Source organism: Bradyrhizobium erythrophlei (assembly GCF_900129505.1).
Lineage (GTDB): Bacteria > Pseudomonadota > Alphaproteobacteria > Rhizobiales > Xanthobacteraceae > Bradyrhizobium > Bradyrhizobium erythrophlei_D.
In genome coordinates this window covers 7,212,354-7,236,385 of sequence record NZ_LT670818.1, presented here as the reverse complement: position 1 = coordinate 7,236,385, position 24,032 = coordinate 7,212,354, and the positions used below count along the sequence as shown (strand labels likewise).

Annotated in this window: 25 protein-coding genes; 21 read left to right on the top strand and 4 right to left on the bottom strand. The window is 55.6% G+C overall.

From position 1 onward, the window contains the following. From B5525_RS33920 to B5525_RS33900, 5 genes are all read left to right on the top strand, one after another. Nucleotides 1-753: an ABC transporter ATP-binding protein gene (locus B5525_RS33920; protein ID WP_079570181.1), complete on the top strand. Its 753-nt coding sequence runs from the start codon at nt 1-3 to the stop codon at nt 751-753. Continuing rightward, entirely contained in the window at nt 750-1,676 is a 927-nt protein-coding gene (locus B5525_RS33915) for a branched-chain amino acid ABC transporter permease (protein WP_079570180.1), read from the top strand. The genes B5525_RS33920 and B5525_RS33915 overlap by 4 nt, the downstream gene beginning before the upstream one ends. A 9-nt stretch (nt 1,677-1,685) precedes the next feature. Then, on the top strand, nt 1,686-2,759 hold the full coding sequence (locus tag B5525_RS33910) for a branched-chain amino acid ABC transporter permease (RefSeq protein ID WP_079570178.1): 1,074 nt from the start codon (nt 1,686-1,688) through the stop codon (nt 2,757-2,759). Nucleotides 2,760-3,023: 264 nt separating this feature from the next. After that, nucleotides 3,024-4,106, top strand: a complete 1,083-nt coding sequence (locus B5525_RS33905) for an LLM class flavin-dependent oxidoreductase (protein WP_154073606.1) — start codon at nt 3,024-3,026, stop codon at nt 4,104-4,106. Between the two features lie 92 nt (nt 4,107-4,198). After that, complete coding sequence (locus B5525_RS33900) at nt 4,199-4,747, top strand: flavin reductase (RefSeq protein WP_079574144.1); 549 nt, start codon at nt 4,199-4,201, stop codon at nt 4,745-4,747. Between the two features lie 110 nt (nt 4,748-4,857). On the opposite strand, the gene B5525_RS33895 is transcribed toward B5525_RS33900, so the two are convergent. Next, nucleotides 4,858-6,393: a PLP-dependent aminotransferase family protein gene (locus tag B5525_RS33895; protein WP_079570174.1), complete on the bottom strand. Its 1,536-nt coding sequence runs from the start codon at nt 6,391-6,393 to the stop codon at nt 4,858-4,860. A gap of 225 nt (nt 6,394-6,618) precedes the next feature. Between B5525_RS33895 and B5525_RS33890 the strand changes: the two genes are divergently transcribed. From B5525_RS33890 to B5525_RS44805, 8 genes are all read left to right on the top strand, one after another. Further along, nucleotides 6,619-7,545 carry a dihydrodipicolinate synthase family protein gene (locus B5525_RS33890; protein ID WP_079570173.1) on the top strand — a complete coding sequence of 309 codons (927 nt, stop codon included), beginning with the start codon at nt 6,619-6,621 and terminating at the stop codon, nt 7,543-7,545. A 77-nt stretch (nt 7,546-7,622) separates the two neighbouring features. After that, on the top strand, nt 7,623-8,270 hold the full coding sequence (locus B5525_RS33885) for a 2-hydroxychromene-2-carboxylate isomerase (RefSeq protein WP_079570171.1): 648 nt from the start codon (nt 7,623-7,625) through the stop codon (nt 8,268-8,270). After that, the gene (locus tag B5525_RS33880; RefSeq protein ID WP_079570169.1) at nt 8,267-8,752 is read left to right on the top strand and encodes a VOC family protein; all 486 of its coding nucleotides are present in this window, start codon (nt 8,267-8,269) and stop codon (nt 8,750-8,752) included. The genes B5525_RS33885 and B5525_RS33880 overlap by 4 nt, the downstream gene beginning before the upstream one ends. 16 nt (nt 8,753-8,768) lie before the next feature. Further along, entirely contained in the window at nt 8,769-9,563 is a 795-nt protein-coding gene (locus tag B5525_RS33875; protein WP_079570167.1) for an alpha/beta fold hydrolase, read from the top strand. 71 nt (nt 9,564-9,634) lie between these two features. Then, nucleotides 9,635-10,108, top strand: a complete 474-nt coding sequence (locus B5525_RS33870) for a flavin reductase family protein (RefSeq protein WP_079570165.1) — start codon at nt 9,635-9,637, stop codon at nt 10,106-10,108. Between the two features lie 241 nt (nt 10,109-10,349). Beyond that, entirely contained in the window at nt 10,350-11,954 is a 1,605-nt protein-coding gene (locus B5525_RS33865; RefSeq protein WP_079570164.1) for a GMC family oxidoreductase, read from the top strand. A 376-nt stretch (nt 11,955-12,330) separates the two neighbouring features. Continuing rightward, nucleotides 12,331-13,101: a type 1 glutamine amidotransferase gene (locus B5525_RS33860; RefSeq protein WP_079570162.1), complete on the top strand. Its 771-nt coding sequence runs from the start codon at nt 12,331-12,333 to the stop codon at nt 13,099-13,101. Between the two features lie 195 nt (nt 13,102-13,296). Beyond that, nucleotides 13,297-13,443, top strand: a complete 147-nt coding sequence (locus B5525_RS44805) for a hypothetical protein (RefSeq protein WP_154073605.1) — start codon at nt 13,297-13,299, stop codon at nt 13,441-13,443. Nucleotides 13,444-13,468: 25 nt separating this feature from the next. On the opposite strand, the gene B5525_RS33855 is transcribed toward B5525_RS44805, so the two are convergent. Both B5525_RS33855 and B5525_RS44800 read right to left on the bottom strand, forming a co-directional pair. Then, nucleotides 13,469-13,861, bottom strand: coding sequence for a transposase (locus B5525_RS33855; protein ID WP_154073604.1), 393 nt, complete (start codon nt 13,859-13,861; stop codon nt 13,469-13,471). A gap of 5 nt (nt 13,862-13,866) precedes the next feature. Then, on the bottom strand, nt 13,867-14,262 hold the full coding sequence (locus B5525_RS44800) for a helix-turn-helix domain-containing protein (protein WP_172899784.1): 396 nt from the start codon (nt 14,260-14,262) through the stop codon (nt 13,867-13,869). A gap of 546 nt (nt 14,263-14,808) precedes the next feature. On the opposite strand from B5525_RS44800, the gene B5525_RS48005 reads away from it, so the two are divergent. After that, nucleotides 14,809-14,928: an alpha/beta fold hydrolase gene (locus B5525_RS48005; protein ID WP_425305227.1), complete on the top strand. Its 120-nt coding sequence runs from the start codon at nt 14,809-14,811 to the stop codon at nt 14,926-14,928. A gap of 125 nt (nt 14,929-15,053) precedes the next feature. Here B5525_RS48005 and B5525_RS33845 read toward each other — a convergent pair whose 3' ends face one another. After that, nucleotides 15,054-15,581 carry a flavin reductase family protein gene (locus B5525_RS33845; protein ID WP_079570159.1) on the bottom strand — a complete coding sequence of 176 codons (528 nt, stop codon included), beginning with the start codon at nt 15,579-15,581 and terminating at the stop codon, nt 15,054-15,056. Between the two features lie 739 nt (nt 15,582-16,320). Here B5525_RS33845 and B5525_RS33840 point away from each other — a divergent pair. The 7 genes from B5525_RS33840 to B5525_RS33810 all read left to right on the top strand — a co-directional run bounded on the left by B5525_RS33840 (nt 16,321) and on the right by B5525_RS33810 (nt 23,978). Next, nucleotides 16,321-17,268, top strand: a complete 948-nt coding sequence (locus B5525_RS33840; protein ID WP_172900028.1) for a branched-chain amino acid ABC transporter permease — start codon at nt 16,321-16,323, stop codon at nt 17,266-17,268. Next, nucleotides 17,268-18,101: a branched-chain amino acid ABC transporter permease gene (locus tag B5525_RS33835; RefSeq protein ID WP_079570156.1), complete on the top strand. Its 834-nt coding sequence runs from the start codon at nt 17,268-17,270 to the stop codon at nt 18,099-18,101. Before B5525_RS33840 ends, B5525_RS33835 begins: the two co-directional genes overlap by 1 nt. A 156-nt stretch (nt 18,102-18,257) precedes the next feature. Continuing rightward, entirely contained in the window at nt 18,258-19,448 is a 1,191-nt protein-coding gene (locus tag B5525_RS33830) for an ABC transporter substrate-binding protein (protein WP_079570154.1), read from the top strand. Between the two features lie 274 nt (nt 19,449-19,722). Continuing rightward, the gene (locus tag B5525_RS33825) at nt 19,723-19,929 is read left to right on the top strand and encodes a hypothetical protein (RefSeq protein WP_079570153.1); all 207 of its coding nucleotides are present in this window, start codon (nt 19,723-19,725) and stop codon (nt 19,927-19,929) included. 2 nt (nt 19,930-19,931) lie between these two features. Further along, nucleotides 19,932-21,698, top strand: coding sequence for a 4-hydroxyphenylacetate 3-hydroxylase N-terminal domain-containing protein (locus B5525_RS33820; protein WP_338075238.1), 1,767 nt, complete (start codon nt 19,932-19,934; stop codon nt 21,696-21,698). Nucleotides 21,699-22,423: 725 nt separating this feature from the next. Then, nucleotides 22,424-23,257, top strand: coding sequence for an ABC transporter ATP-binding protein (locus B5525_RS33815; protein WP_154073600.1), 834 nt, complete (start codon nt 22,424-22,426; stop codon nt 23,255-23,257). Beyond that, nucleotides 23,247-23,978, top strand: a complete 732-nt coding sequence (locus tag B5525_RS33810) for an ABC transporter ATP-binding protein (protein ID WP_079570149.1) — start codon at nt 23,247-23,249, stop codon at nt 23,976-23,978. Before B5525_RS33815 ends, B5525_RS33810 begins: the two co-directional genes overlap by 11 nt. Nucleotides 23,979-24,032 lie beyond the last annotated feature (54 nt).

The following is a 24,032-nucleotide window of genomic DNA, read 5'->3' as shown; positions in this document are numbered from 1 at the left end:
ATGCCATTGATCGAGGTTGATGATGTCCACGTCAATTATGGCCGCCTTAGCGCGCTGCGTGGTGTGTCGCTTAACGTCGAGGACGGCGAGATCGTTTGCATATGCGGACCAAACGGCGCGGGTAAATCGACGATTCTCAAGGCTATAGCCGGCGGCGTTCGGCCCCGCCTAGGAGCAATCCGTTTTGCGGGTGTAGCGCTCATGGGAAAGGCACCCGAAGCGATATCACGCCTTGGCCTCTCGTTCGTTCCTGAGGGCCGGCATGTATTTTCAACGTTGTCGGTCGATGAAAACTTGCGCATCGGTTCTTACCAACGGCGCGATCGAACCAACATAAATGCCGATCGCGAACGCATGCTGGAGCTCTTCCCTAGGCTGCGAGAGCGGCTGAAGCAGCCAGCTGGAAAACTTTCCGGCGGCGAGCAGCAAATGCTTGTCATTTGCCGCGCGCTCATGACTAGGCCCCGGATCATACTCGTCGATGAGCCATCGTTGGGGCTCGCACCGCAAATCATCGGTCGTGTTTATGATATCTTGCTTGATATGCGCCGGCGCGACAATGTTACGCTCCTTATCAATGAGCAATCATCGGAACGCGTGATGAGAGTAGCAGATCGCGTTTACGTTCTGCGCAACGGCGTGATTCGGTTATGCATCCGACCTGCGGACATAGCCGACGGGCGATCCTTAAAAAGCGCATACTTCGGCTTCGATGAGCCCCAAGAGACTCTGCAAGAGGGCGCACAACAATGATTGGGTTCCTACAAAATGTCATCGACGCCATTAGTCTTGGCAGCCTTTATGCACTTGCCGCTCTTGGCATAGGCCTTCTGTTTGGGGTCTTGCGGCTGATCAACTTCGCGCATGGAGATTTTATATCGGTCGGCGCTTATGCGCTCATCGTTCCACCACTCCAAGCAAGTGCCGATGTCACCGCGCAAATGTTCATCGGGCGTTGGCCGCTGCCCTTCATGCTCGTCGCTACGAGTACTATTGTGATCGCACTCGCTGTCCTTTGCTATTTCCTTCTATTTCGCTATCTAAAAAGTTCCTCGCCGCCAACCTTGATGATCGCGTCTTTTGCGGCCAGCTACGTGATTCAGAACGTGCTTTTGATAGTTTACGGAGCGCGCGAGAAGTCCGTCAATCTCTGGCCAAGTCTCATCCAACAGGTCGATATCGGCGCTCTACATGTAGGTAAGCTACAGCTGGTAACGATCGGCGCGACAATGATCTTGATGCTGCTTTTGACGGCTATTTTGCGCTTAACCCCCTTAGGTGTGCAAATGCGCGCCGCGGCAGAAGATTTTCGGATGGCGCAATATCTTGGTGTGCGCTCGAACTACGTAATCAGCGTTGCGTTCGCCGTCTCTGGCGTACTTGCTGTCGCCGTCTCACTTTTGTTCGTAGCACAGACCGGCACCCTTACGTTTCAGATGGGTGTTCCACTCATGCTGTTCGCCTTTATTGGCACGGTGATCGGCGGAATGGGCAGCTTGGTCGGCGCTGCTGTGGGCGGCATGGCTGTAGGCCTCGCCGCATCCTTGCTACAGGCGTATCTGCCAGGGGAGATGCGAAGTTTTCGGGATGCGTTTGTTTTTACGCTGGTCATTCTGATCCTAATCGTCCGACCAACTGGCCTGTTTCCCACAAGAGCGTTCACTGAACGGGTCTAAAGGAGCACCATGACAATGGAACCGCATCGACGGCGGCTTGAAACGATTTGGAGCCCCATCGTACTGATCGCCATCGTCGCTGTGGTTGTTGCGCTCGGTCAGTTTAGCGGCGCTGAGAGCGTCACATTGACTATCAACGAAATGCTTATTCGTATGGTAGTCGTCATCGGAGTTTATACTTTCGTCGGAAATACGGGCATCCTTTCATTCGGCCAAGTCGCTTTCATGTGCATTGGCGCCTATGCGGCAGGATGGGCCGCGGGACCACCCGCGTGGAAACAGTTGATGTTGACGGGGCTTCCCGCATTTCTCAACGAGACCCAATATCCTTTTATCGTTGCGGTCTTAGGTGGCGGCCTATTGGCCACGGTCATAGCGGCTCTATTTGGCGCAGCAATCATCCGTCTCACGGGCATCGCGGCCTCAATCGCTACGTTTGCATTTCTAGCCGCTGTTAACAGCCTCTATTCAAACTGGGATTCGGTGACTGCCGGTGCGAGCTCCATTATTGGCATTCCAACCGTCGCAAATTCGTGGGTGTTCTTCGCGTATGTCGCATTTGCAATCATTTGCGCCGCGCTCTTTCAGCAATCGCGGGTGGGCCTTATGGTGCGGGCATCGCGTGACGACGAGATCGCGGCAAAATCCGTCGCTATAAACGTCGTCCACGTCCGGCTGAGTGCTTTCGTACTGAGTGCATTTCTTGTCGGCCTTGGGGGCGGTTTATATGCGCACTTCTTGGGTGTCATCTCTGTCGACGTGTTTTATCTCAACCTTACGTTCCTTACGCTGGCCATGCTGATCATCGGTGGCTCCGGGAGCTTGAGCGGAGCAGTTATCGGCACTCTATTCGTTACCTTAATTGTTGAAATACTGCGAAAGTTCGAGGCTGGGGTTACGATCCAAAGCCACATACTTGGGTTACCGAGATATTCGCAAGAAATTGGGCTCGGCATTGTGCTCGCGCTGGTTCTCGTGCTTCGTCCTAGCGGACTAACGAACGGCTCTGAAATACCCTGTCCGTTCTCGCGATTGTCCATGCGTCCCTCCCGGAGTGAGCAAGAAACGCTAACATCGAGCTGACTGCCCCGCACGCGCATTAGGTTAACACCGCTCACGCGTTTGACTTCGCGGGTAGCGCCTTCGGCCACAGGCGCAACTGCCTAAGCGATTAGCTGCTTTGCCTTCTATTCAGGCGTTCTCTTCACATGATCATTCCGGTGGCACCACTGAACTCGCCGGAATGGACCTTTCGTTCTACAAAGCCAGAAATCTAGATTGGCGTTATCGAAAGAACTGCTTTCCTCCGGACTAAACGGAGGATGCTGGACGGAAGGAGTTCGAGACGTGGTTGATAAATTCGATTTTGGAATGTTCTTGCCAGTTACAAATAATGGGATGATCGCGTCCACGGCGCCCGAGTACCAATACATGCCCACTTTCGAGCTTAACCGCGATGCTTGTGTAGATGCCGAAAACACCGGGTATTCATTCGCTTTGGCCCAAACTAAATGGCGTGGTTACGGAGGCAAGACGGAACTGTGGGACTACGCCACGGAATCGTTGACATTGATGAGCGGCATTGCGGCCTCGACCAAGAGGATCGAACTCATCGCCTCCGTCTCGTTGCCCCTTCTGCACCCCGGCGTTTGCGCACGCATGGCCGCAACCATCGATGGCATCAGCAACGGGCGGCTGATCCTGAATATCGTTGCCGGCTGGAACAAGATGGAATATGCCCCCATGGGTTTATGGCCAGGCGACGATTACTACCGCTACCGGTATGAATACGCAGTCGAATACGTGGAAGTGCTGCGCGGGCTATGGGAGAAGGGCCGTTTGACCCATAAAGGCAAGTATTTCAATCTGGACGATTGCATTTGTCAGCCCCTGCCTAAGCGATCGATTCCCTTGTGTGGGGCCGGGCAGTCAGACGCCGGCATGAAAGCAGCGGCTCTATGGGCCGACTACAATTTCATCATGCCCAATGCCGAACTTACAACGCTCGATCTCAGCACACGAACGCAAACCTTCGCGCGCCAAGTCGGCAGGAGCGTCCGCAGTTACGCACTGCTCGTTGTAATTGCAGAGGAAACTGATGCCAAGGCCGAAGCTGTGCTCGACCATATCAACGAGACTGTCGATGTCGAAGCAGTCGAGACGTGGCGTCGCCTCGGACAGGCCGACGCAACTGGATCGTCCGCTCAGCGCCATAGAGCCGACGCCTTCATGGGAGTTCTGCCGATCGTGGGCTCCTATAAGACTGTCGCCGATCGGTTCTGTGAACTGCACGCCCAAGGTCTCGGCGGCGCGGCAATGGTCTTTCCGAATTGGGGCCGCGACGTCAAAAAGTTCGGAGAAAACGTTATTCCGCTGGTCGATGCTGCTCTACTCGGCAACGACGTCCGGCTCACCAAAAAGAGTGCCTGACTTGTGCCGCGCGCAACTCGTACTTCGCGATGCCGATCAAGCAAACAGATCTAGGTCTGGCATGGGTCGCGCGAGCAAACACGGACGCTACGATGCCGGATGATCGAAAGAGCGGGATATTGTCGTACATTGAACCCGCGCTATTTCGTGAATCGATGAGCCACCTGACAGCCGCCGTACACATTGTTACGTCGGCCGGACCAGCCGGTAAGACCGGCTTTACAGCGACTGCTGTGTGTTCGGTTTCCGACGATCCAGCTATGTTGCTGGTTTGCGTCAATAAGCGAAGTAACAGTGCGCCATTATTCTCGCAAAATGGCGCTTTTTGCGTGAACACGATCGGCCCCAACGAGACGAAGCTTGCGGACATTTTCGCGAGCCGCACTGGCCTTCACCTCGACGAGCGATTTGCAACTGGGGACTGGATGACCCTGAAAAGTGGATCGCCGGTTCTCACCTCAGCCGTGATTGCGTTCGATTGCCGAACGATCGAGGTGAAAGAGCTCGCCTCTCACAATATTATCTTCGGTGCCGTCGAAGCCGTTCGATTTGGCGGCGGTGTCCCGTTGCTCTATCACGGACGTACGTATGTCACCAATTTCCACGAAGTGCTCGCGAAGTCTCAACCAACATCCGTCTGAACGCGGTGCGAAGACCTCGATTGGCAGGGTAGTTCGATCGCTGCACATCGCTCCGGCGCGTTCCCGGACGATCCGATGGACAGCTAGATCAACAATAAATCGACCGCACTCTAGAGGCGTAGTGCTCGCGAAAGTGCTTGCGTCGCAGAAATGATCGATCTTTCATCAACTGCGGCGTAACCCAGAACAAGCGCGCCGCGATCGCGACGATCCGCATAAAAGCTCGATAAGGGCGGAGCAAAAATGCGAGAGTCCGCGGCGCGGCGCGAGGCAGACGCATCGTCAAGACGAGCACTTACTTCCGGTGTAAAGCGTCCCAGGAGATGAAGGCCTGAGGCATCAGGATGAACGTGAAGAAGGCCGGATAAATTCTTCTCGGCAGCATCCACAAGCACAGCTTGACGATCGCGATAGATGGTCCGCATACGCCGCACGTGCGAGAAAAAATAACCTTCGCGGATAAAGGAATCCACAATAGGCTGTGACAGAAGCGACGGTTGCACGTCGATGCCGACCCGCGCTTGCGCAAAACGCTCGGAAATCCGCGAAGGCACGACTAAGTATCCAAGCCGTAACGAGGGAAATAAAACCTTTGAGAACGTCCCGACATAGATGACCCGGTCATCACTATCGAGGCTCCTGAGCGCCGCCAAAGGCCGGCCCTCATACCGAAATTCGTTATCGTAATCGTCCTCAATAATCCAACTATCGACCTCCGCTGCAAACGAGAGCAGCTCCAACCGGCGTTGCAATGACATGGTCACGCCAAGCGGGTACTGGTGTGAGGGAGCGACTGCTATCATTCGAGGGACCTGGCCGGTCGCTTTTCCCTCAGCGATCGACAATCCCTCCTGGTCCACGGGAACCGGCACCACAGTGGTATCGGCAGCACAGAACGCCGCCTGCAAGCCAGGATACCCAGGATCCTCGACCCACACGGCATCTCCAGGATCCAGGAGCAAGCGCGCGGCCATGTCGACACCGTTTTGCGCGCCTCCTGTTATGATAACTTGCTCAGGCTTACATTCAATCATCCGCGCGGCGCGGAGATACGTGCAGATTGTCTCGCGCAGAGGCCAATATCCACATGGGTCTGCCTGCGTCAAAAGCGACTGGGATGGTGCCCCCCAAACGCGCGCGAGTTTCTCCCAAATCTCAAACGGGAACAGTGAGACGTCCGGTCGGCAAGGCGCAAAAGCCTTGTAAGGCACACGATCTTGGATCATCTGCGCCAGCTGACTGCCACGCTGCGACAGTCCTAAAGTACAGTGACTCCTTCGCGCTGCCCGCGATGATTGACCCGCCGACGCGTCGTCGGCACACATTACGTCATCTGGCAAAATATTAGCCACGTATGTGCCGGATCCAATTCTTCCTTCAAGATAGCCCTCAGCAATGAGCTGTTCGAATGCACCCAAAACAGTGTTGCGTGAGCAGCCGAGCTCCTGTGCAAGAATACGGGTTGCCCGCAATTGAGTGCCCGGCGGTAGTCGGCGCGATATCATCGCGTCACGCAGCTGCTGATAAAGCTGTTGCCACAAAGGAATAGGCGCCTGCGGATTGAGTACAAAGTCACTGAGAACGGCCAGACTCGCGCGCTTACTGCGACCTTTCAGCGCCGTTTCCTTTGAATCTTCGTCAAGCATTTCTGTACCAACGCAACCGTCAGGGAAGATAGACATTTACTGCAAGTATCGTGCCAAGGGTTTGGCCTCGCGGCCGCCGAGCTGAGCCGCATATTAAGCTGGCCCAGCAAATCGCACGCCGTCCACATCCATCCAAGCGGTCCTATCCCGTTGTTTGAAGCGGCACTTTCGCCCGCTTATCGCGACATTTAGACAAGCTCAGCAGCTGGTTAGTGAGGAGAAAAAATGAAGGCCGCAGCGAAGAAGTTTCAGGGAGTGTTTGCATTCGTCGTAACCCCGACAAAAAGCGATGGTGAAGAGATCGATGACGCTTGCCTTGCGCGCGTCATCGATCACCAGATCGCATCCGGTGTCGCTGGAATCACAGTCTTCGGCAGCACGGGTGGTATTGGCTCATTTACCGAAGACGAGCGCCGAGCGGTTATTTTGAAGGCAGTAAAGCACACGGCTGGGCGTGTGCCGGTTTTGCCGGGCACCGGCGCAATGTCGACGGCTGAAGCCATCCGACTGTCGAAATTCTCCGAAGATAACGGCGCCGATGGTGTTCTTGTTGTTCCGATCAATTATTGGCGCGCTACGGAAGATGAGCTTTACGAACATTACCGAGCCATAGCAGGTGCTGTTAAGATCCCCGTCGGAATCTATAATAACCCCGGAACCACGGCGGTCGACATGAGACCTGCCCTCATTGCTCGAATTGCTGAGATCGATAATGTCGGTTTTGTCAAAGAGAGCTCGGGCGATATGAGTCGCATCTCGGCTATCCGGCAGCTGACAAACCGTCAGATCACGGTTCTGAACGGCAATGATGCCTGCACACCTGAAGCCATTGCGGCCGGTGCGGATGGCTGGTTCGCGGGTAGTTGCAATATCATGCCGCGTCGGTGTGTCGAACTCTTCCGGATCGGCCACGATGAAAAGAACATCGAAGCCATGCGCGAATACTTTCAACCGATGTTTCCCATTTGCGAATATATGGGCGTCAAGGGTTATATTCGAGTAGCGCACACAGCCTGCGATTTACTGGGGCGCTCGGTCGGTCAGACACGGCGGCCGCTACGTATGCTCAATGCCGCTGATCGGAGATATCTGCAGGCGCTGCTCGAGAACGCTGGGCTGATGAAAGCCGAGGCCGCGACGGCTCTCGCCTAGCCGCTGTTTCGTTTAAGCCTGATGAGCCGGTGCGGTGCGTCTTTAAGAGCGCCGCACCTAAAGTGAGAGAACCCGCGATGGAGATCGATTACTTTTTTTCCGTGTTGTCCGATTGGGCCTACATGGGAGGCGTGCGTCTGGAGCGACTCGGACGCAGTTACGGCGTCCGCATCAACCACAAACCCATGCGCCTTGCCGCAATTTATGCCGGAACGGGTGGGATCCTCTTGCAGAAGCGATCCCAGCAACGGCAGGATTATCGACTGGTCGAGCTGAAGCGGTGGTCAGAGTATCTCGGGATACCCGTTAAGCTCTTCCCAAAGCACTATCCGATTAGCGATGAGCTTGCATCATGCGCTCTCATCGCATCCAAGGGGCTCGGCTACGAGACAGGCCTTTTGGCGAACGCCTTTTTGCGTGCGATCTGGGCACTTGAGCAGGACATTTCAGACGAGCGCACTCTGATCAAGATCGTGGATGGCTTAGGCTTTGATGGAACTCGTCTGATAGAGGCCGCTAAGAGCCAAGATGCGATTGCACAGTTTGATCGCAATACACAGGAGGCGCAGGACCGGGGCGTCTTCGGCTCCCCGTTCTATTTCTTTGAAAAGGAAATGTACTGGGGGCAGGATCGACTTCAATTTCTTGAAGATGTCCTAGCGAAAGCGACCGGCAAGGCTCGATTTTCGCGACTAATCCCGGAATCACAAGGGGTGACCCGATGAGACTCGAATCCACCACGGCCACGACGCCTTCATTGCAGAACATCTTGCACATCTCGCTCAAAACCGCAGACGTGCCGGCGACTGTGGAATTTTATCGTGACGTGCTTGGCATGACTGAGGTCGATCGCCCCGCCTTCGATTTCCCGGGCGCTTGGCTCGCCACTCCGCCGCCGGCAGGCGGAATCCTTATTCATCTGTATGGCGGCGAATCTGCCCTGAATGTCAATGGTGTCGTTCCGACCGGCGGTGGAGCAATCGATCACGTCGCTATCGGCGGCGCGGGATTCCAAGAAATGCGTCAAAAACTGATGGCCGCCGGCAAGCCATGGCGGCAAAACATCCCGCCCGGAACTCAACTGTGGCAGCTGTTCGTCCGTGACCCAAACGGGGTCTTGATCGAACTGACATATGACGGATCAAACGAGGCGGGCCCAGGTCCCTCGAAGGATACAAACTGGTACAGCGCATATGAAAGTTTCTAGGAAGGCGTAAGCGATAATGCCAGAGACAGTGAGGAACGGTGCTCGTCTGCACTGGTATGTTGACGGTTCGGGACCGCCGCTTGTGCTCGCAGCGGGACTAGGAGGAACAGCAACATTCTGGCACGCCAATATCCCTGCCTTAGCAAAACATTTCACTGTTCTCGCGTTTGATCAGCGCGGAACGGGTCGTTCCTCTCGCGTCGAGGTCGAGTCTGTTGAGGAGATGTCGGCGGATCTGATCGCTATCCTCGATGCCGCCGGCATCGAGCGCGCGGCTTATCTTGGCCACTCGACAGGCGGCGCGATCGGCGTCGCTACCGCTCTAGACTATCCCGATCGCATCTCATCTCTCGTGATCTACGCAAGCACAACGTGCGGCGATACCTACAGGCAACGCATTTTCGATTTACGCCTCCACTTATTATCACATCTCGGCTTGCTCGCCTACGCGAAGTACACCACGTTGCTGCTCTATCCGCCTTACTGGATAAACGGCAACGACGCAAAATTGCGTGAACTTGAGCTTTCAACATCGAAGCAACTCGGCGATGCCAAAGTTCAAGGTAGTCGGCTTGATGCCATACTTAAGTTCGATCGCCGCAAAGAGCTTGGCAGATTAAATCTTCCAACTCTCGTTGTCTGCTGCGAGGATGACGTCCTGACCCCAAGTTACTTTTCTCGTGAATATGCCAACCTCATTCCACACGCGAAACTGATGCTCGTGCCTCGCGGGGGTCATGCCTATGCCCAGACGGAACCGGATGAATTCAATGAGACGGTGCTAAAGTTCTTTTTAAGCCAGCGACACTGAAATGTTCGCTTCACGCCCGCGTCAGTCTGACCTTACCAAACTCCGATATCACCCGAGAGGGATGGGTCGATATGATTGATCAAAGGGCATTCTGGCAATCTGTTGGTCAGCGAGCGTCAGGCAGCACTATTGTCACCGCGTGCTCCGAACATGGACCGGCGGGCTTTCTTGGCTTATCGGCTACCCATCTTTGCGCGGACCCACCGACTATGATGGTGAGCGTGAGTAAACCTACGTCTGCCCTTCCAGCAATCCTAGATGCTCGGCATTTTGCGCTGAACTTTGTTCCCGATGATCTTATTGAACTTGCTGACATTTTTGGAGGAAAGACAAAAATAAGCGGATCCGATCGGTTTAAAACAGTCGCTTGGACCAAGCTGGTCACGGGAGCACCGATCCTCGAACGCGCCGTGGCTGCCGTTGATTGCGAACTGATCGAGGCAATTACGAGATTTGAAACGGAAATTCTCTTGGGACGAGTGGTCGGATTGTCGGACAATCCCACGCTCGCGCCTTTGGTTCACTTTCGTGGTCACTATCTGTAGTCGTCTCCCGGAAGAGCCAATTGCGCTCCTAGCGATGGCCCCGATACCTGCCCAACCAGTCCTGCCCCGTTGTCCGAAGTGGCTCTGTCAGTTTCGAAAAATCCTCACTAGCCTAGACCGGTCAAGACGTCACGATCTGCTGCCTAAAGTACAGGGCACGTCCGTGGCAGGGGATGGTTTGCAGAGACAGTCGATCTTCACGGCTTCTCTGAGGAGCCAATTCAGGAGCCGCGGATTGCCCATGAGCCGAGAAGCGAAATCGTCGTACGAATTTGTCGTTGTTGGCGGTGGATCGGCTGGGTCGGTCATTGCTGGCCGGCTGGCAGAGGCGGGCCTCCAGGTCCTACTGCTTGAGGCGGGCAGCGGGGACAACACGCCATTCATCCACATGCCCGGGGCATTCTTTCGCTTATTCGGCACCAAACGGGTTGTGTCCTATAAAACAACACCGCAAAGCCATGCTAATTCCAGACCACTCTTCGTTCCTCAAGCAAACGTTCTGGGCGGGGGGAGTTCCGTCAATGCCATGATTTACCTCCGCGGCTCTGCGGAGGACTATGATGGATGGCGAGAGCTCGGCTGTGACGGGTGGGGTTGGGACGATGTTCTCCCGGCGTTCAAAAAGTCGGAGAGTAATGCGTCGTTCTCAGAACCTTATCATGGCACCAATGGTCCGCTCAAAGTTGGCAACGCGTGGCACGCTCTGCCAACAGATCTCGCCTTCATCAAGGCCGGCCAAGAGATTGGTCTGCCTTATAACCACGACTTCAACGGGGCGACGCAAGAGGGCGTAGGCCTCTTTCAATGCACGGCGTTTAAGGGTCGGCGGAGCAGCACCGCCGTGGCGTTTCTTGCGCCAAGGAAGAATATGTCGAATTTGACGGTGCTTACCGACTGCCGCGTTCTCCGCCTTATCACGGAGGACAGCGAGGTCGTCGGCGTTGAATATCGGTCAAGCTCTGGCAAAATTAGCCAAGTGCACGCCGGTCGTGAGGTGATTTTGGCCGCCGGTGCTCTGGCTTCACCGAAGATCCTGCAACTATCCGGTATTGGACCGACTAAACTCCTTAAGGAAAAAGGCGTTGCTGTGGTCCACGACGCTCCCGAAGTTGGCCAGAATTTCCAAAACCACGTCGAGGTTCCGATCCACTGCAGACTCAAGGAATCGATCAGCTTGCTCGGCCAAAATAAAGGCCTCGCGGCGCTCAAGCACGGCCTTCAATACATCTTGTTCCGTGACGGCCTTCTCGCTTCGAGTATCTGGGGGGCGGGAGCATACGTGGATACTCTGAAAAGCGGCCGTCCCGACATCCAGCTCATTATGTTTCCTTCTTTATTTGGCTCCGACGAATGGCCTGCCCCATCCGGCCACGGTATCACCATTTGCGTGTGCCTCCTGCGACCACTCTCACGCGGCGAGGTTAAGATTGTAAGCGCGGATCCCGACGCGCCAATTTACTTTGATGGCGGAACTCTTAGCCACTCGGAAGACGTAGAGACATTGATCCGTGGTACAACTTTCACTCGCAATTTGATCAAAGCGCCTTCGTTCGAAAAAATCGTTAGCCAAGAAGTCTATCCGACAGCGACCGGAGAGGAGGATGCGCGCGATCCTGAAGGGTTCGTGCGCAAATACGTAAGGCCGATTAGTCACGTATCCGGAACCTGCCGAATGGGTTCCGATGCAACCGCTGTTGTCGATACACGGCTCCGCGTGAATGGCGTCTCGAAGCTCAGGGTCGCGGATGCCTCGATTATGCCCCGACTTGTCAGCGGCAATACCAATGCCGTGTCGATTCTCATAGGCGAACGGTGCGCTGACTTCTTGCTTCAAAGCATGAACTAACGGCTTTAGGGCGTTCAATCACACTCGCGATAGCGCGCTTGTCGTCAAACTAGCTAGGCTAAAGCAGGATGTCTGGGCGCGAAGCGTTCTTGAGACCCGGAGCAAAAGAGATCGTTACCCAAACTCAACGCCGAGGCGTCATCGTGCGGACGTCATTAACCGAGAAATCATCGGAGTCTACTACGTGCGCGCTGCGCTCGAAGGTCTCGCGGCTCAGTTATCTGCGAGACGTACCGTGATCGTTCCTTGTCCGCATCCGTGAGGCGGGTCGGTCGGTAGCCGACTGGCGGGCCTCTGATCTTAGACGCCGGTATATCGGTATCCGGCTTTCTCCGACCCCCGCGAAAAGATTGGCCCAGTAAAATCGAGGACAAACATGCGCAATCTCGTCTTCCAACATCTATCGGTGGAGCACCCAGGCATATTTCGCGATTTTTGGACGAAGAGCGGCGATAGCTGGCACGCCGTGGAATCGAACGAAGGAGATCGTATTCCGCCGCTCGAGGACTTCGATCTGTTGGTCGTCATGGGCGGACCGATGGATGTCTGGCAGGAAGACCTTCATCCATGGCTCTTCGCCGAAAAGGCTGCGATTCGTCGATGGGTGAAGGATCTTGGAAGACCATATCTCGGTATCTGCCTGGGCCACCAATTGTTGGCGGAAGCATTGGGCGGAAAGGTCCGCCTGATGGCGGCACCGGAAGTCGGCCTCTCGTCGGTGCAACTGACTGAGGATGGCCAGGCCGATCCATTGTTCAGAGGGTTCGAAAAAGAACTGGAGACCTTTCAGTGGCATGGCGCCGAGATAGCGCATCTTCCCGAGGGTGCAAAGGTGCTGGCGGCGAACGCTGCCTGTCCGACGCAGGCGATACGTTGGGGCGAACATGCCTACGGTCTTCAATATCACGTCGAGATTACCGCATCGACCGTCTCGGACTGGGAGGCCGTGCCTGAGTACAAGAGCAGCCTGGAACGTGCGCTTGGCAAAGAGGAAGCCGCGCGGCTAAATGAAGTCGTCGCTCCGCGTCTGGACCCCTTCGGCTCTGCCGCTCGCAGACTTTACGACAATTTCTCGGCCATCCTGACTCGGAGTGCGAAGCAGTATCGTGATCGCGGATTGCCAAAAAGGTCGAACGAGTTGAGATAGTGCATCAAAGCGTTTTGCATCTTACGCGAAGACAGCAAGGACCCGACGACATGCAGTTATTCCTCGTTGACACCACTGCCAAACAGCCTCTTTCAATGCTCCGTCTTCGCGACCTTGTCGAAGGCATTCAATGATGAATCTTGGAAACAGCTTTATGATCCTAGTCGGCCGATTCATTCAGATTGACGGGTATAGATGCTTGAGTTTGATGCGAGCATTTCTGGTCGTGAATTGCCAGTCCGCTTTGGTGTGGCTTGTGTTTCGGTCGTGCTGCCATGCGGCGATTTCGTCGGTGAGGGTTTGTTTGTCGGGAATACGGCGATCCAGGCACTGTTTGGTTAGAACGCCGAGTTCGGACTCGGCCAGATTAAGCCAGCTCCCATGTTTTGGAGTGTAGTGCTATTCGAAGCGTTCGACCAGGCGCCTTGCTTCGGACGCTGAGATTGTCCTGGACCAGCACGATGGTCCTGGCGCTGGCAAAGTGAACGTCGGCCAAATCGTTCAGGACCTGAGCATAATCGACGGCGGCATGACGATCTGTCACCTCGACATGGCGCCAGTCTTCCAACGGAGCAAACATCATGAACAGATTGGCGGTGCCTTTGCGCTCGTACTCGTAATCGAAGCGGGCCGGGCGACCCACTTTCATCAGGATCGGCATGCGCGTTTCGGCCGTGAGTTGCTTCGAGGTCTCGTCCAGGCATACCAGCGGATGATCGGGATCGTGTGGCCGCGTGTAGACGGCCAGCACGTCTTCCATCGCGGCTACGAACGCGCCGTTCGCCTTCGGCGGGATAACCCAGCACTGTCGGCGATGGGGCTGGAGGATGTTTTTTTAAGCGCGCGCCCGATCGTTGAGTCGCTGGCGCGATCGACGATGCCGAGTTCCACGACCTTGTTCTCCAGCAACCGAAGGGTCCAGCGGACCCGTCCCTTAGGAGGCTTGGAACAGGCCAGGGCAACCAGCTTGGCTTCCTTCTCGCCGTCAAAAATTCGCGCAACCGCCGGCGTCGCCCGCTGCTTGCGGCTCAACACAGCCTCGAAGCCTTCCTCGGCTAGTTGCTTCCGCACCCGATAAACCATCGAAACGCTGGTGTCCAAAGCCTTGATGATCCGGCTGTCACTCCAGCCTTCACCGCCGTCCGCGACGTCAGCCTTCAACAATATTCTCGCCTTGCGTTCGCCGCGGCATGTCCCGAGGCCGACCTGATCCGCTGCTTGCCGGGCGCGCTGCTGCCGCTCGGTCCTTGACCGCCGGGGCGTCTGCCCCCGTTCGCCCAACCCATCCCTCAAGCGCGTTGCAAAGTACGGGTCGTCAAGCGGTGAAAAGCCGAAGGCGATCCTGTGCGCCTCGTCAGAGGAGATGGGCGGCCGCATCAATCCGACCAAAAACCGCAATCTCACGAATAGGTCGGGCTAGGAATGACACGCTGCTGGTTTCCGGCGCGCTTATCGCAGACCGGCTAAAGACCCGCCGGACGGCCTTCCCTGGAGGCTTACGATGAAGTGTACGTGCTGGCTCAGCTACGCACATGTCGAGCAAGCTTTAGCGAGGTCCGCTGTGGGGCAAACTGCGAAATACTTAAGCTGAGCATAGGTCTTCCGGGTTGCCCTAGCAACGGACATCGCTCGATTTTAGAATGCTCCGGCACCCTGCCATTGTGAGTGCCTGGACGGCCACCCATGAGGCGCAGCGCGAAATCGAGCGTGGCCGAGCTGATCCCGCAGGCAGAGCTGGTGCCGCGTGGCGGGCACGCCTATGCGCAGACCGAACCCGACGAGTTCAATCGGCGTGTGCATGATTTCCTTCTGAGTCACGCTTGGTGAGGGGACGATGAGGATGGAAGTGAAAGAAATCGCCAAGACGACGTGTCCCGAGCTATAGACCTCGGACATTGGATGGGTGGGGTGTATTACTATCTTCCGACTAGTTGTCGGCAGCGGTGCTGCGTCTACCATCCGTAGATATCGCTCGGAGGTTCGTGGGCCGTGCCGACGTTGGCTAGCTGGCGGTAGCGTCCATCGAAGAACAGAATTGGCTTGCCGTGTTTGACGTGCCCATCGTGTATTTCGACGACGCGCGATACAAAGATCTCGTGATCGCCGCCATCATACCTGGCGTATGCCTCGCATTCAAAGGCGACTAGCACATCGGGCAAAAGAGGAACGCCAGTCTTCCCAAAGACTGGGGTTATTCCTTTCCATTTTTCAGCCTCGCTTCGCGCGAACAGATTGGACAGGTCTTCTTGGTCCTCGCTGAGAACATTGATCGCACAGTACGAGCTCCGTTGCCAGTTCACCAAACTTAGCGCGTCCTTCCGAATACTGAATAGCACCAGCGGAGGGTCGAGTGAGACGGAATTAAAAGAATTCATCGTCATGCCAATTCGCTCTCCGACGTCGGTATGGCCGGTGACGATAATGATTCCGGTCGCGAAGTGGCCAAGCGCGGCGCGTAGGCGGCGACTGTCGGGCGACAAGATGTTACCTCCAAGTGTTCAACAGCAATCTGTATCAAAGAAATTCAATTATCAAGTAGGCCCGGCAATCTTGAGCGTAATCGCTAGCGACCGATCGCCTTTGCCACTCAGATGTCGCGAGATCAGTTGTTAAAAGTTGGATTTAAAATTTGGATTGAGGTTCAGATCTGCAAAGAGAAGCGGCTCCGCCGACCGAAAGAGAAGCATCCGAGGCTAGCCGATAATCCGGATCCTAAGGTAAACTTTACCGTCGCGGCGCCGAATTCGCCAAGGTCAAGTTTCCAGGAAAAATGAGTTGGTCCTATCAGCAATCGCAAAATGGGTCTCCTCTCCGAGCGCGCAACTTATACGGTGAAAATCTCCCAGATGCCGACCTCCTCTTGGCTCGACGAGTGTCGCGGCATTCCGGCAGTCTGAGCAATATGGGAGAGAGGACGCGCCGACAGACCAAAATGGGTATTCTTCCAACACCTCAAGTTCGCGCACCCGGGAGTATTTCGGGAATTTTGGGCGGAGCAGTGTCATCAGAGGACGCCCGTGGAACTCGACGCCGGTGAACCTATCCCATCCCTCAACGGTTTCCACCTTCTCGTTCGGATGGGCGGCCCCATGGATGCTTGACAAGAGGACATCTATTCGTGGCTCAGACCGAAGGACGCAATCCGATGCCGGGTTGGAGGTGAAGCGACCTATCCCAATAGAATTCCGCGAAGTGGTTCTTTTGCTTGAGATCAAATTCATGGAACTTACCGTTTCTCGTGAACTTTCGATGCGTCAGCGAAGTGGGCAATCTGTAACGGAAGATATTGTCGTGGTCATGCAACAAGTCATCAATGGGTTGATGTTGGGAAGCATCTACGTGCTGGTTGCCGTAGCGTTTACGCTCACAATAGGAATGTTGAACTTTTTGAACTTCAGCATTCCTGGCCTGTTTATGCTCGGCGGAGTCCTAAGCTACGCATTTCTCAGGGCTGGCTTTCATTGGTCGATTGCCTTCGGGTTGGCGCTACTTGTTTCGGCGGCCTGTTCGCTTCTCATCGAAAGATTCACATATCGTTGGTTGCGGCAGTCCTCTCATCACATTCCCCTCGTCAGTTCGCTGGGTTTCCTTATCCTTCTGGAAAATTCGGCCATCATTGGATTTGGCTCGGAGGCGATACGCTATCCAAGCCCGCTTCCGACCGCGGATCTACACTTTGGTCGGCTGCTCGTAAGCGTTCCTCAGCTGTTGGGGCTCGCCGTAGCGTTGACATCGGTCGTTGTCATGCACTCGACGCTCAAACGATCAAAGCTGGGGCGCGGGATTCGCAGCATCGCGGAAAACTCGAGAACCGCCGAGATGCTGGGTGTGGATGTCGGCAAGACCGTATCCAGCATCTACATCATCGGAGGAATGCTCGCCAGTATCGGAGGAATTCTGTTCGGGCTTAGCTACCTGCAGGTTTCATGGAATATGGGGCAAGAAGTCGCGGCCAAGGGCCTTTCGGCAATGGTGCTTGGGGGCATGGGGAATGTCTGGGGCGCCGTGGTCGGGGGGTTCATTGTCGGTTTGATCGAGGTGCTGGCGATCGCCTACATTAGCTCCGACGCCGTAAATGCGGTCGTCTACAGCACATTACTTGCGCTCCTTGTCTGGTGCCCTGGTGGCCTGTTGGGCAATCGCACCAGTATGATTGAAAGAATGTGATGGGCGGATATTCGTCTCAGATTGCGGCCCATCTCCTGATCTCAGTGATCATCGCGTATGCCGCATATTTACCTCTTGCGACAGGCCAACTCAACCTTGGCGTTGCAAGCTATGTGGCGATCGGTGCCTATGCCTCCGCGATTGTGAGCGTGAAGTTTGCGCTGCCTATCTTGCTGTGCATCATAATTGGCACGGCATGCGCGACCGTCGCTGCATTCTTGGTCGCAGTAACCATCGCGCGCATGGATGGGATTTACTTTAGTCTTGCAACTTTCGCCTTCGCCGAAGTCGTAGCCGCCGTTCTCATCAATTCCGAAGCGGTAGGGGGCGCCAGCGGCTTTGCCGTGCCCGGCTATATCGGGCTCTATTCGATTGCCGCGGCTGCACTCCTGGTGATCGTACTGGTTGCTTATCTGATGTCGACGCGTCTCGGCCTGGTCTTCACCGCTGTCCGCAACGACGAACGCGCAGCCGCCATATTCGGTGTTGGCGTGCCATCCGTGAAAATGCTTTCCCTTGTGCTCGGAGGAGCCTTCGCGGGTCTCGCTGGAGGCCTTTACGGGCACCATTACAGTTACATCGAGGCGCAGAATTTCAACTTCTTCTTGAGCAGCAATGCGGTGCTGTTCGTGCTGCTCGGCGGCGCACAAACATGGTGGGGGCCGTTGCTCGGCGCCAGCGCCATTACCCTTCTTCCGGAACTCATGCGCGCGGGCGGCGAGTGGCGTTATATCGGCTTTGGCACGACGATGGTGATCCTGATGGTCTGCCGGCCAGAGGGTCTGCTGACGCGGAGTGTCATCCGAAGACTGCGTCTGAGTGCGGTCCGATGACAATCATCCGTTCCACCCGCACGTCGAACATCTCCGCAGAAGTGATTTCGCCAGCCGGCGGCGATCGGTCGACCTGGCAGCAAGCTCGTGCATCTGCGGCAGTGTTTCGAGAGTGACAGCAGAAACAGTTTTTTCAACAGACCAGAGGTGGCTTGAATGAGTACGTATCTCCGCACGTTAGCCGTGTTTGCCTGCATGTTGGCGAATTCAAGCGGCACGCTGGCCCAAGAGCTCGTTCTTGGGTACAGCGGATCCTCTACAGGGCCTTCCGCGACGCTGTCCAAGCATAATGACGTAGCTATTGAAGTCGCGCTGGAAGAGATCAACGGCGCCGGCGGCGTAAACGGTAAGAAGCTCGTTCTCCGTTCGTTCGATACCGGCGGAAAGCCGGACCAGGCCGTAGTCGCCGTGCAGCAGTTTGCCCAGGACCTTTCGGCGCTGGCCGTAGTCGGCCCGCTCACCACCGGCGAATGCCGCGCGGCGTTTCCCGTAGGTGAGCGATTGGGTATTTCGCAGATGTCGATGGGATCATCGGCGCCAAAAGTGGCCGCCCCATTTAGCTATGCTTTTAGAAATACCGTTGAAGAGAACTACACGTGGGAACGTATCTTCCGAACGATCGACCGCAAGGGCTATGCGCATTCGTCCGCTGCGATCGCGTATGCAACCGACGACAGTTTTTCTCAGGCCGTTGGAACCGGCGTTTTGCCGACGCGCCTCACCGCTGCCAACATACCGCAGACCGACACGGTGACGTTTCGGGTTAGCTCGTTCGATTTGTCCGCGCAGGTTTCTCAATTGATGCAAAAGCCAAGCGATTTGATCGCTGTTGGCGCTCAGACCGACGTGCTGCTGCGATTCGTTACCGAACTCCGGCGCCAGGGCCACAAAGGGCGGATCCTCGGCAGCTCGGGCATCGCCGATGCCGATCTCCCCGAACGGATGGGGCCGAATGGCGAAGGAACGCTGATCGGCGCTACATTTTACAGCGGCATCGAGGATGCCCGGGTCCAATCATTCGTCGAACGGTTCAAGGCAAAACTGAAGGTCGCCGGAGAAACCGGGATCGAGCCAAGTCAGTTTGATGCTGCCAGCTACGATATCGTCTTCATGTATGCCGAGGCGATGAAGCGGGCAAAAGTCACGGGTGACAAGACCAAACTTGCTGAGGAGCGCACGGCAATTCGCGATGAGTTGCGAAAAATGAAAGACTTTCCTGCGATCGTTGGCAATTTGAGCATGGGGCCAGAAGGTGATGTCATCAAGACAATCTACATATTGGAAGCAAAAGCCAACAAATGGGTGTTGGTCGACAAGCACCCCCCCGAATTAGCGCAGTCGAAATAATTCCGGGTGGTTGTTATCCGGCTGCCACGCAGGTGCCTGGGTGAGCCGTGCTAACCTTGAACTCGCGGAGTCGTCCCTCGTTGCCTTTCATCCGGATCGTAACGACGACATCAATGTGGCGATCGTTTCTCTGTTTCCGAACTGCGCGATCACGCAGATCAGTAACAATGGCTCGATCTATTCGCGGTTCGTTGTTCCTGCTACGGGAAGCCCCGGGAACAATATTTTCGTCGGCCCTCATCTATTGTGATAGCCGCGAGACGATCGAAGACGATTGAAGGCGCTCCGCGTTGCGAGCAACTATAATATCCACAGCGATCGTCACGTCACTGGGCTGCCGCGTATCGTCGCGCCGTTCGCCGTTTATCAAACCGAGCAGGAAGGCGAAGCCTTGAAAATTAGCGAGAAGACGGTTCTCGTGGACAGCTTTGCCGCGCTGAGTTATTGGCCGCGCCGCTCTTGGCAAGAAGCGGTACCATAGAAATGTCCAGAGCGGTGCTTTTGGAAACCACGGAAACTGGCTTGATGATGCACCGTCGCCTCGGCATCGCGTTGGGTACGATGGGCGAGGACGCTGCAGTGGCGCGATTGAGCTCTAAACTTGTATCTCGAAATCCAATGGAGAGTATGAAGATAATGGAGAGTATAGTGTCGCAGCCAGCACGCACAGCTGGTGTAATGCCTGACGCGCCGCCCACCATCAGGGCAGGTGCGGCCGGCAAGGTGGGCGCCTGCACCGGTGCACAATATCTGCAGAGCCTGAATGACGGCCGAGAGGTCTGGATAAATGGTCAACGCGTCAAGGATGTGGCGAACCATCCGGCCTTTAGAAATTCCGCGCGGATGATCGCCCGGCTGTACGACTCACTTCATGATCCGAAAAAAGTCGAACTTTTGACCATTCCAATCGATAACGGAAGCGGTATGCGTACGCATCGCTTCTTTCAGGCACCGCGGTCAATCCCGGAGCAGGTAGCCGCTCGGGATGCGATCGTCGAATGGGCCCGCATGACTTACGGTTGGATGGGCCGAACCCCGGATTACAAGGCGGCCTGGTTCGGCACCCTTGGTCTCCATAAGAATGTCTATCAGGATTACCAGGCCAATGCCGACCGCTGGTACGACATCGTACGCGAGCGCGTTCCTTATTTCGGCCATGCAATTGTCCATCCGCCGGTTGATCGGCAGCTTCCGAACGAGCAGTCGGATGTCTTCGTGCGGGTCGACGAGGAAACTGACGGCGGAATCGTGGTGAGCGGCGCCAAGGTCGTGGCGACAGGAGCCCCGCTGACCCAATATATTTACGTCGGTTTCTACGGCAACGTGATCCACAAAGAGAAACGCTTCTCCCCTGTTTTCATTGTGCCGCCAAATGCGCCCGGGGTGAAATTGATCTGCCGCTCTTCCTATGAGTTCAATTCCGGTGTGACAGGGCGTCCGTTTGATGCGCCGCTCTCCGGTCGGTTCGACGAGAATGATACAATCCTCATCCTCGACAAGGTTTTCGTTCCTTGGGAAGACGTTCTGATGTACGGGGTCGAAAATTCGAACCGTTTCGCTGCGCAAGTGGGGCACGACGGGCGCAATCTCATGCACGGGTGCGCGCGCCTCGCGGTAAAGATGGATTTTTTCTGTGGCATGCTGCTGAAGGCGGTGGAAATCACGGGTACCAAGGACTTTCGTGGTGTCCAGGCAAGCGTTGGCGAGGCAATCGCGTTACGGCACTTGATATGGAGTTTGTCCGACGCAATGGTTCACTCCGGCGAGCGATGGTGTGGGCAATATGTCAAACCGAACTATGAAGCCTGCCTGGCCTACCGAAATCTCGCGGCCGACGCCTATTCCCGGATGAGAAATCTGATCAGCAAGACGGTCGCATCCGGCCTGATCTATCTTCCCTCCAGTGGAGCGGATTTTGAACAGCCGGAATTAAAGCCCTATCTTGACAAATATGTCCGCGGCTCGAATGGAATCGAAGCTATTGATCGCGTAAAGTTGCTCAAGCTTCTCTGGGATTCCGTCGGATCTGAATTTGCATCCCGCCACGAGCTATACGAGATCAATTATGCGGGGAACTACGAGCAGGGTCAGCTCGACGCGTTCAAGGATGCCCATGACTCGGGGCTTTCTTCTCGAATGAAGTCGTTCGTCGAACAATGCTTGGACGAATACGACCACAAAGGTTGGACGGTACCGGACCTTGTGAATCCGAGCGATATCAATCTGTTTTGGCCGAAAGGCCGCGACTAAGATCGTAAGAGCTGCCCATCTGCCGGACGCGCGTTGGTTTCACGAGGTATCCGGCAGTTCGGTGTCCGCGCGGATCACAGCCCCTCCGATAGTCGCTAGTGGCCATCGATCTCGGATGAGCGTCTGGGATGCTGCGTGCAACACGGATCATTTGATGAATGCCATTCCGGAGAGAGTTACAGCAACATGTCCGCGCGACTGCTAAGACGCTTGCGGTCTACGTCACCGGGTGGATTAAACGAAGGCAAAGCGGGGTCATTGGCACCAATAAGGCCGACTCTGAAGAGACCGTCCAAAGTCTCTAGGAGCAGTTTCGGAGCAGTCATTGGAATGCAGGACGCGTAAAGCTGAAATCGACTCAAGCTTTAACGGGCAGGTTGTTAATTTGCAGGCTGGAAGCGGATCGAGGCGCAACCGTCGGCAGGCCCGGCAGAAAATTCGTTTCGGTTGAGGCGATGTTGAAGGTTGCCGTTCAGGACAATGAGTTCATTGGTGCGAAATAGGATCGGCGCGCACATCGATGCAACTGCCTCCCGGAGTATAGCAATCTTGGTTGGCATGCCGCCTGCTAATAGACTGAAGGATCGCACGAGGTTGGATTTGAGTGCAGCCGTGGCTGGAAAGCAAGAAAGGGGCGTGATTGCGGTCAGGCAGGGCGGTGGTCCTTGCTTCTTTGCCGGAGTTGGTTGCCGCGAGGGGAAACTGCAGGTGAGGAGACAGCGCTCATGATTCCCGTGCTGTTCGTGCACGGTGTCACGCTAACTTTCGGCGGCCTCGCTGTGGTGGAAAGCCTTGATATCGCTGTCGAGAAGGGATCGCGGTGCGGCCTGATTGGCCCGAACGGCGCTGGAAAGACCACCGTCTTCAATCTGCTGAGCGGCGTCTATCAACCGACCTCCGGAGAGATACTCCTCGATAACGAGCGCATTAACGAAGTCCCGATTGACCGGCGGGTCAAACTTGGCATCGGACGGACTTTCCAAAATTTACGATTGATGAAGCACCTGACAGTTCTCGAAAACGTCATGCTTGGCCAGCATCATCACGTGGGAAAACTGCACCGCAACTTCATTCCTCTCCAGTGGCGTGCAAATCGCCGTTATTTGGAGGAAGCACGGCAGGCAATCGAAAGCGTTGGATTGCGGGATGATATGAACCAACTCGCCGATGGACTGCCTTATGGCGTTCAAAAGCGCATTGAGATCGCGCGTGCCCTTGTTACACGGCCAAGACTACTCCTGCTGGACGAACCCGCAGCCGGCCTGAATACTGTCGAACGTGCGGAGCTCGTGTCGGTACTTGTCAAGTCTCTTCCCCAGGAGATGAGTGTTCTCATTGTCGAACACGACATTGAGTTTGTTGGTTCCCTTTGTGATCACGTTGTGGCGTTGAATTTTGGCCGGAAGATTGCTGAAGGAAGACCCAAGGACGTATTCAAGCATCCAGCGGTTGTCGAAGCCTATCTAGGTAAGGACGACGTTATTGACGTTTCTTCCGGCTCCGTCGTCGACGTTGAGGTCGCCTATTCCGCTAGCGCTGGGAGCGACGATGCTGCTTGAAGTCAACAGCCTCAACGTCTCCTACGGCAGAGTCGTTGCTGTAACCGACGTCAACATCGGGGTTACTGAGGGACAGATCGTCACAATACTTGGGGCCAATGGCGCTGGAAAAACGTCAGTCCTCAATTCGATCATGGGTGTTACGCCCTCTCTGGGTAAAATAGTCTTTAATGGAGAGACCATCACCAAATGGCCGTCTGCTCGGCGGGTCGCTGCCGGCATGGCGCTGGTTCCCGAAGGTCGGCGAATTTTGTTGTCGCTTTCCGTCGACGAAAATCTGCTGATGGGCGCGTATCAACGCAAGGATCGCGCGATCATCGCTGACCTCGACAAAATTTATGATCTGTTCCCAAACCTTGCACGTAGGCGACGTGAGCTTGGTTCAGTGCTCTCGGGTGGCGAACAGCAAATGCTGGCGATCGGCCGTGCGCTGATGGCGCGTCCCCGGCTTCTTTTGATGGATGAGCCTTCGCTCGGACTAAGTCCGCTTTTCGTGCGAGAGATATTTAGACTTATCCGAACCCTCAACGGCTCGGGTTTGTCAATCCTCTTAGTGGAACAGAATACAAGGCTGGCCCTGCAGACGGCGCATCATGGGTACGTGTTGAAGCTGGGGCGCTTGCTGCTGGATGGCGATACCGCAGTCTTATCCAGATCCGGCGAACTCGCAAAAGCTTATTTGGGTGGAGAAGCGGCACCCGAACTCGTCCATTCCGTTTAGCGTGTTTGGCGCAACAGGCTGTGATCAAGCACGTGTTCGGAACGCTCGAGGCAA

Coding starts and splice junctions, on each gene's coding strand:
- B5525_RS33920 (WP_079570181.1), top strand. CDS start 1: ATGCCATTGATCGAGGTTGATGATGTCCACGTCAATTATGGCCGCCTT.
- B5525_RS33915 (WP_079570180.1), top strand. CDS start 750: ATGATTGGGTTCCTACAAAATGTCATCGACGCCATTAGTCTTGGCAGC.
- B5525_RS33910 (WP_079570178.1), top strand. CDS start 1,686: ATGACAATGGAACCGCATCGACGGCGGCTTGAAACGATTTGGAGCCCC.
- B5525_RS33900 (WP_079574144.1), top strand. CDS start 4,199: ATGCCGGATGATCGAAAGAGCGGGATATTGTCGTACATTGAACCCGCG.
- B5525_RS33895 (WP_079570174.1), bottom strand. CDS start 6,393: ATGCTTGACGAAGATTCAAAGGAAACGGCGCTGAAAGGTCGCAGTAAG.
- B5525_RS33890 (WP_079570173.1), top strand. CDS start 6,619: ATGAAGGCCGCAGCGAAGAAGTTTCAGGGAGTGTTTGCATTCGTCGTA.
- B5525_RS33885 (WP_079570171.1), top strand. CDS start 7,623: ATGGAGATCGATTACTTTTTTTCCGTGTTGTCCGATTGGGCCTACATG.
- B5525_RS33880 (WP_079570169.1), top strand. CDS start 8,267: ATGAGACTCGAATCCACCACGGCCACGACGCCTTCATTGCAGAACATC.
- B5525_RS33875 (WP_079570167.1), top strand. CDS start 8,769: ATGCCAGAGACAGTGAGGAACGGTGCTCGTCTGCACTGGTATGTTGAC.
- B5525_RS33870 (WP_079570165.1), top strand. CDS start 9,635: ATGATTGATCAAAGGGCATTCTGGCAATCTGTTGGTCAGCGAGCGTCA.
- B5525_RS33865 (WP_079570164.1), top strand. CDS start 10,350: ATGAGCCGAGAAGCGAAATCGTCGTACGAATTTGTCGTTGTTGGCGGT.
- B5525_RS33860 (WP_079570162.1), top strand. CDS start 12,331: ATGCGCAATCTCGTCTTCCAACATCTATCGGTGGAGCACCCAGGCATA.
- B5525_RS44805 (WP_154073605.1), top strand. CDS start 13,297: ATGCTTGAGTTTGATGCGAGCATTTCTGGTCGTGAATTGCCAGTCCGC.
- B5525_RS33855 (WP_154073604.1), bottom strand. CDS start 13,861: ATGGAAGACGTGCTGGCCGTCTACACGCGGCCACACGATCCCGATCAT.
- B5525_RS33840 (WP_172900028.1), top strand. CDS start 16,321: ATGGAACTTACCGTTTCTCGTGAACTTTCGATGCGTCAGCGAAGTGGG.
- B5525_RS33835 (WP_079570156.1), top strand. CDS start 17,268: ATGGGCGGATATTCGTCTCAGATTGCGGCCCATCTCCTGATCTCAGTG.
- B5525_RS33830 (WP_079570154.1), top strand. CDS start 18,258: ATGAGTACGTATCTCCGCACGTTAGCCGTGTTTGCCTGCATGTTGGCG.
- B5525_RS33820 (WP_338075238.1), top strand. CDS start 19,932: ATGTCCAGAGCGGTGCTTTTGGAAACCACGGAAACTGGCTTGATGATG.
- B5525_RS33815 (WP_154073600.1), top strand. CDS start 22,424: ATGATTCCCGTGCTGTTCGTGCACGGTGTCACGCTAACTTTCGGCGGC.
- B5525_RS33810 (WP_079570149.1), top strand. CDS start 23,247: ATGCTGCTTGAAGTCAACAGCCTCAACGTCTCCTACGGCAGAGTCGTT.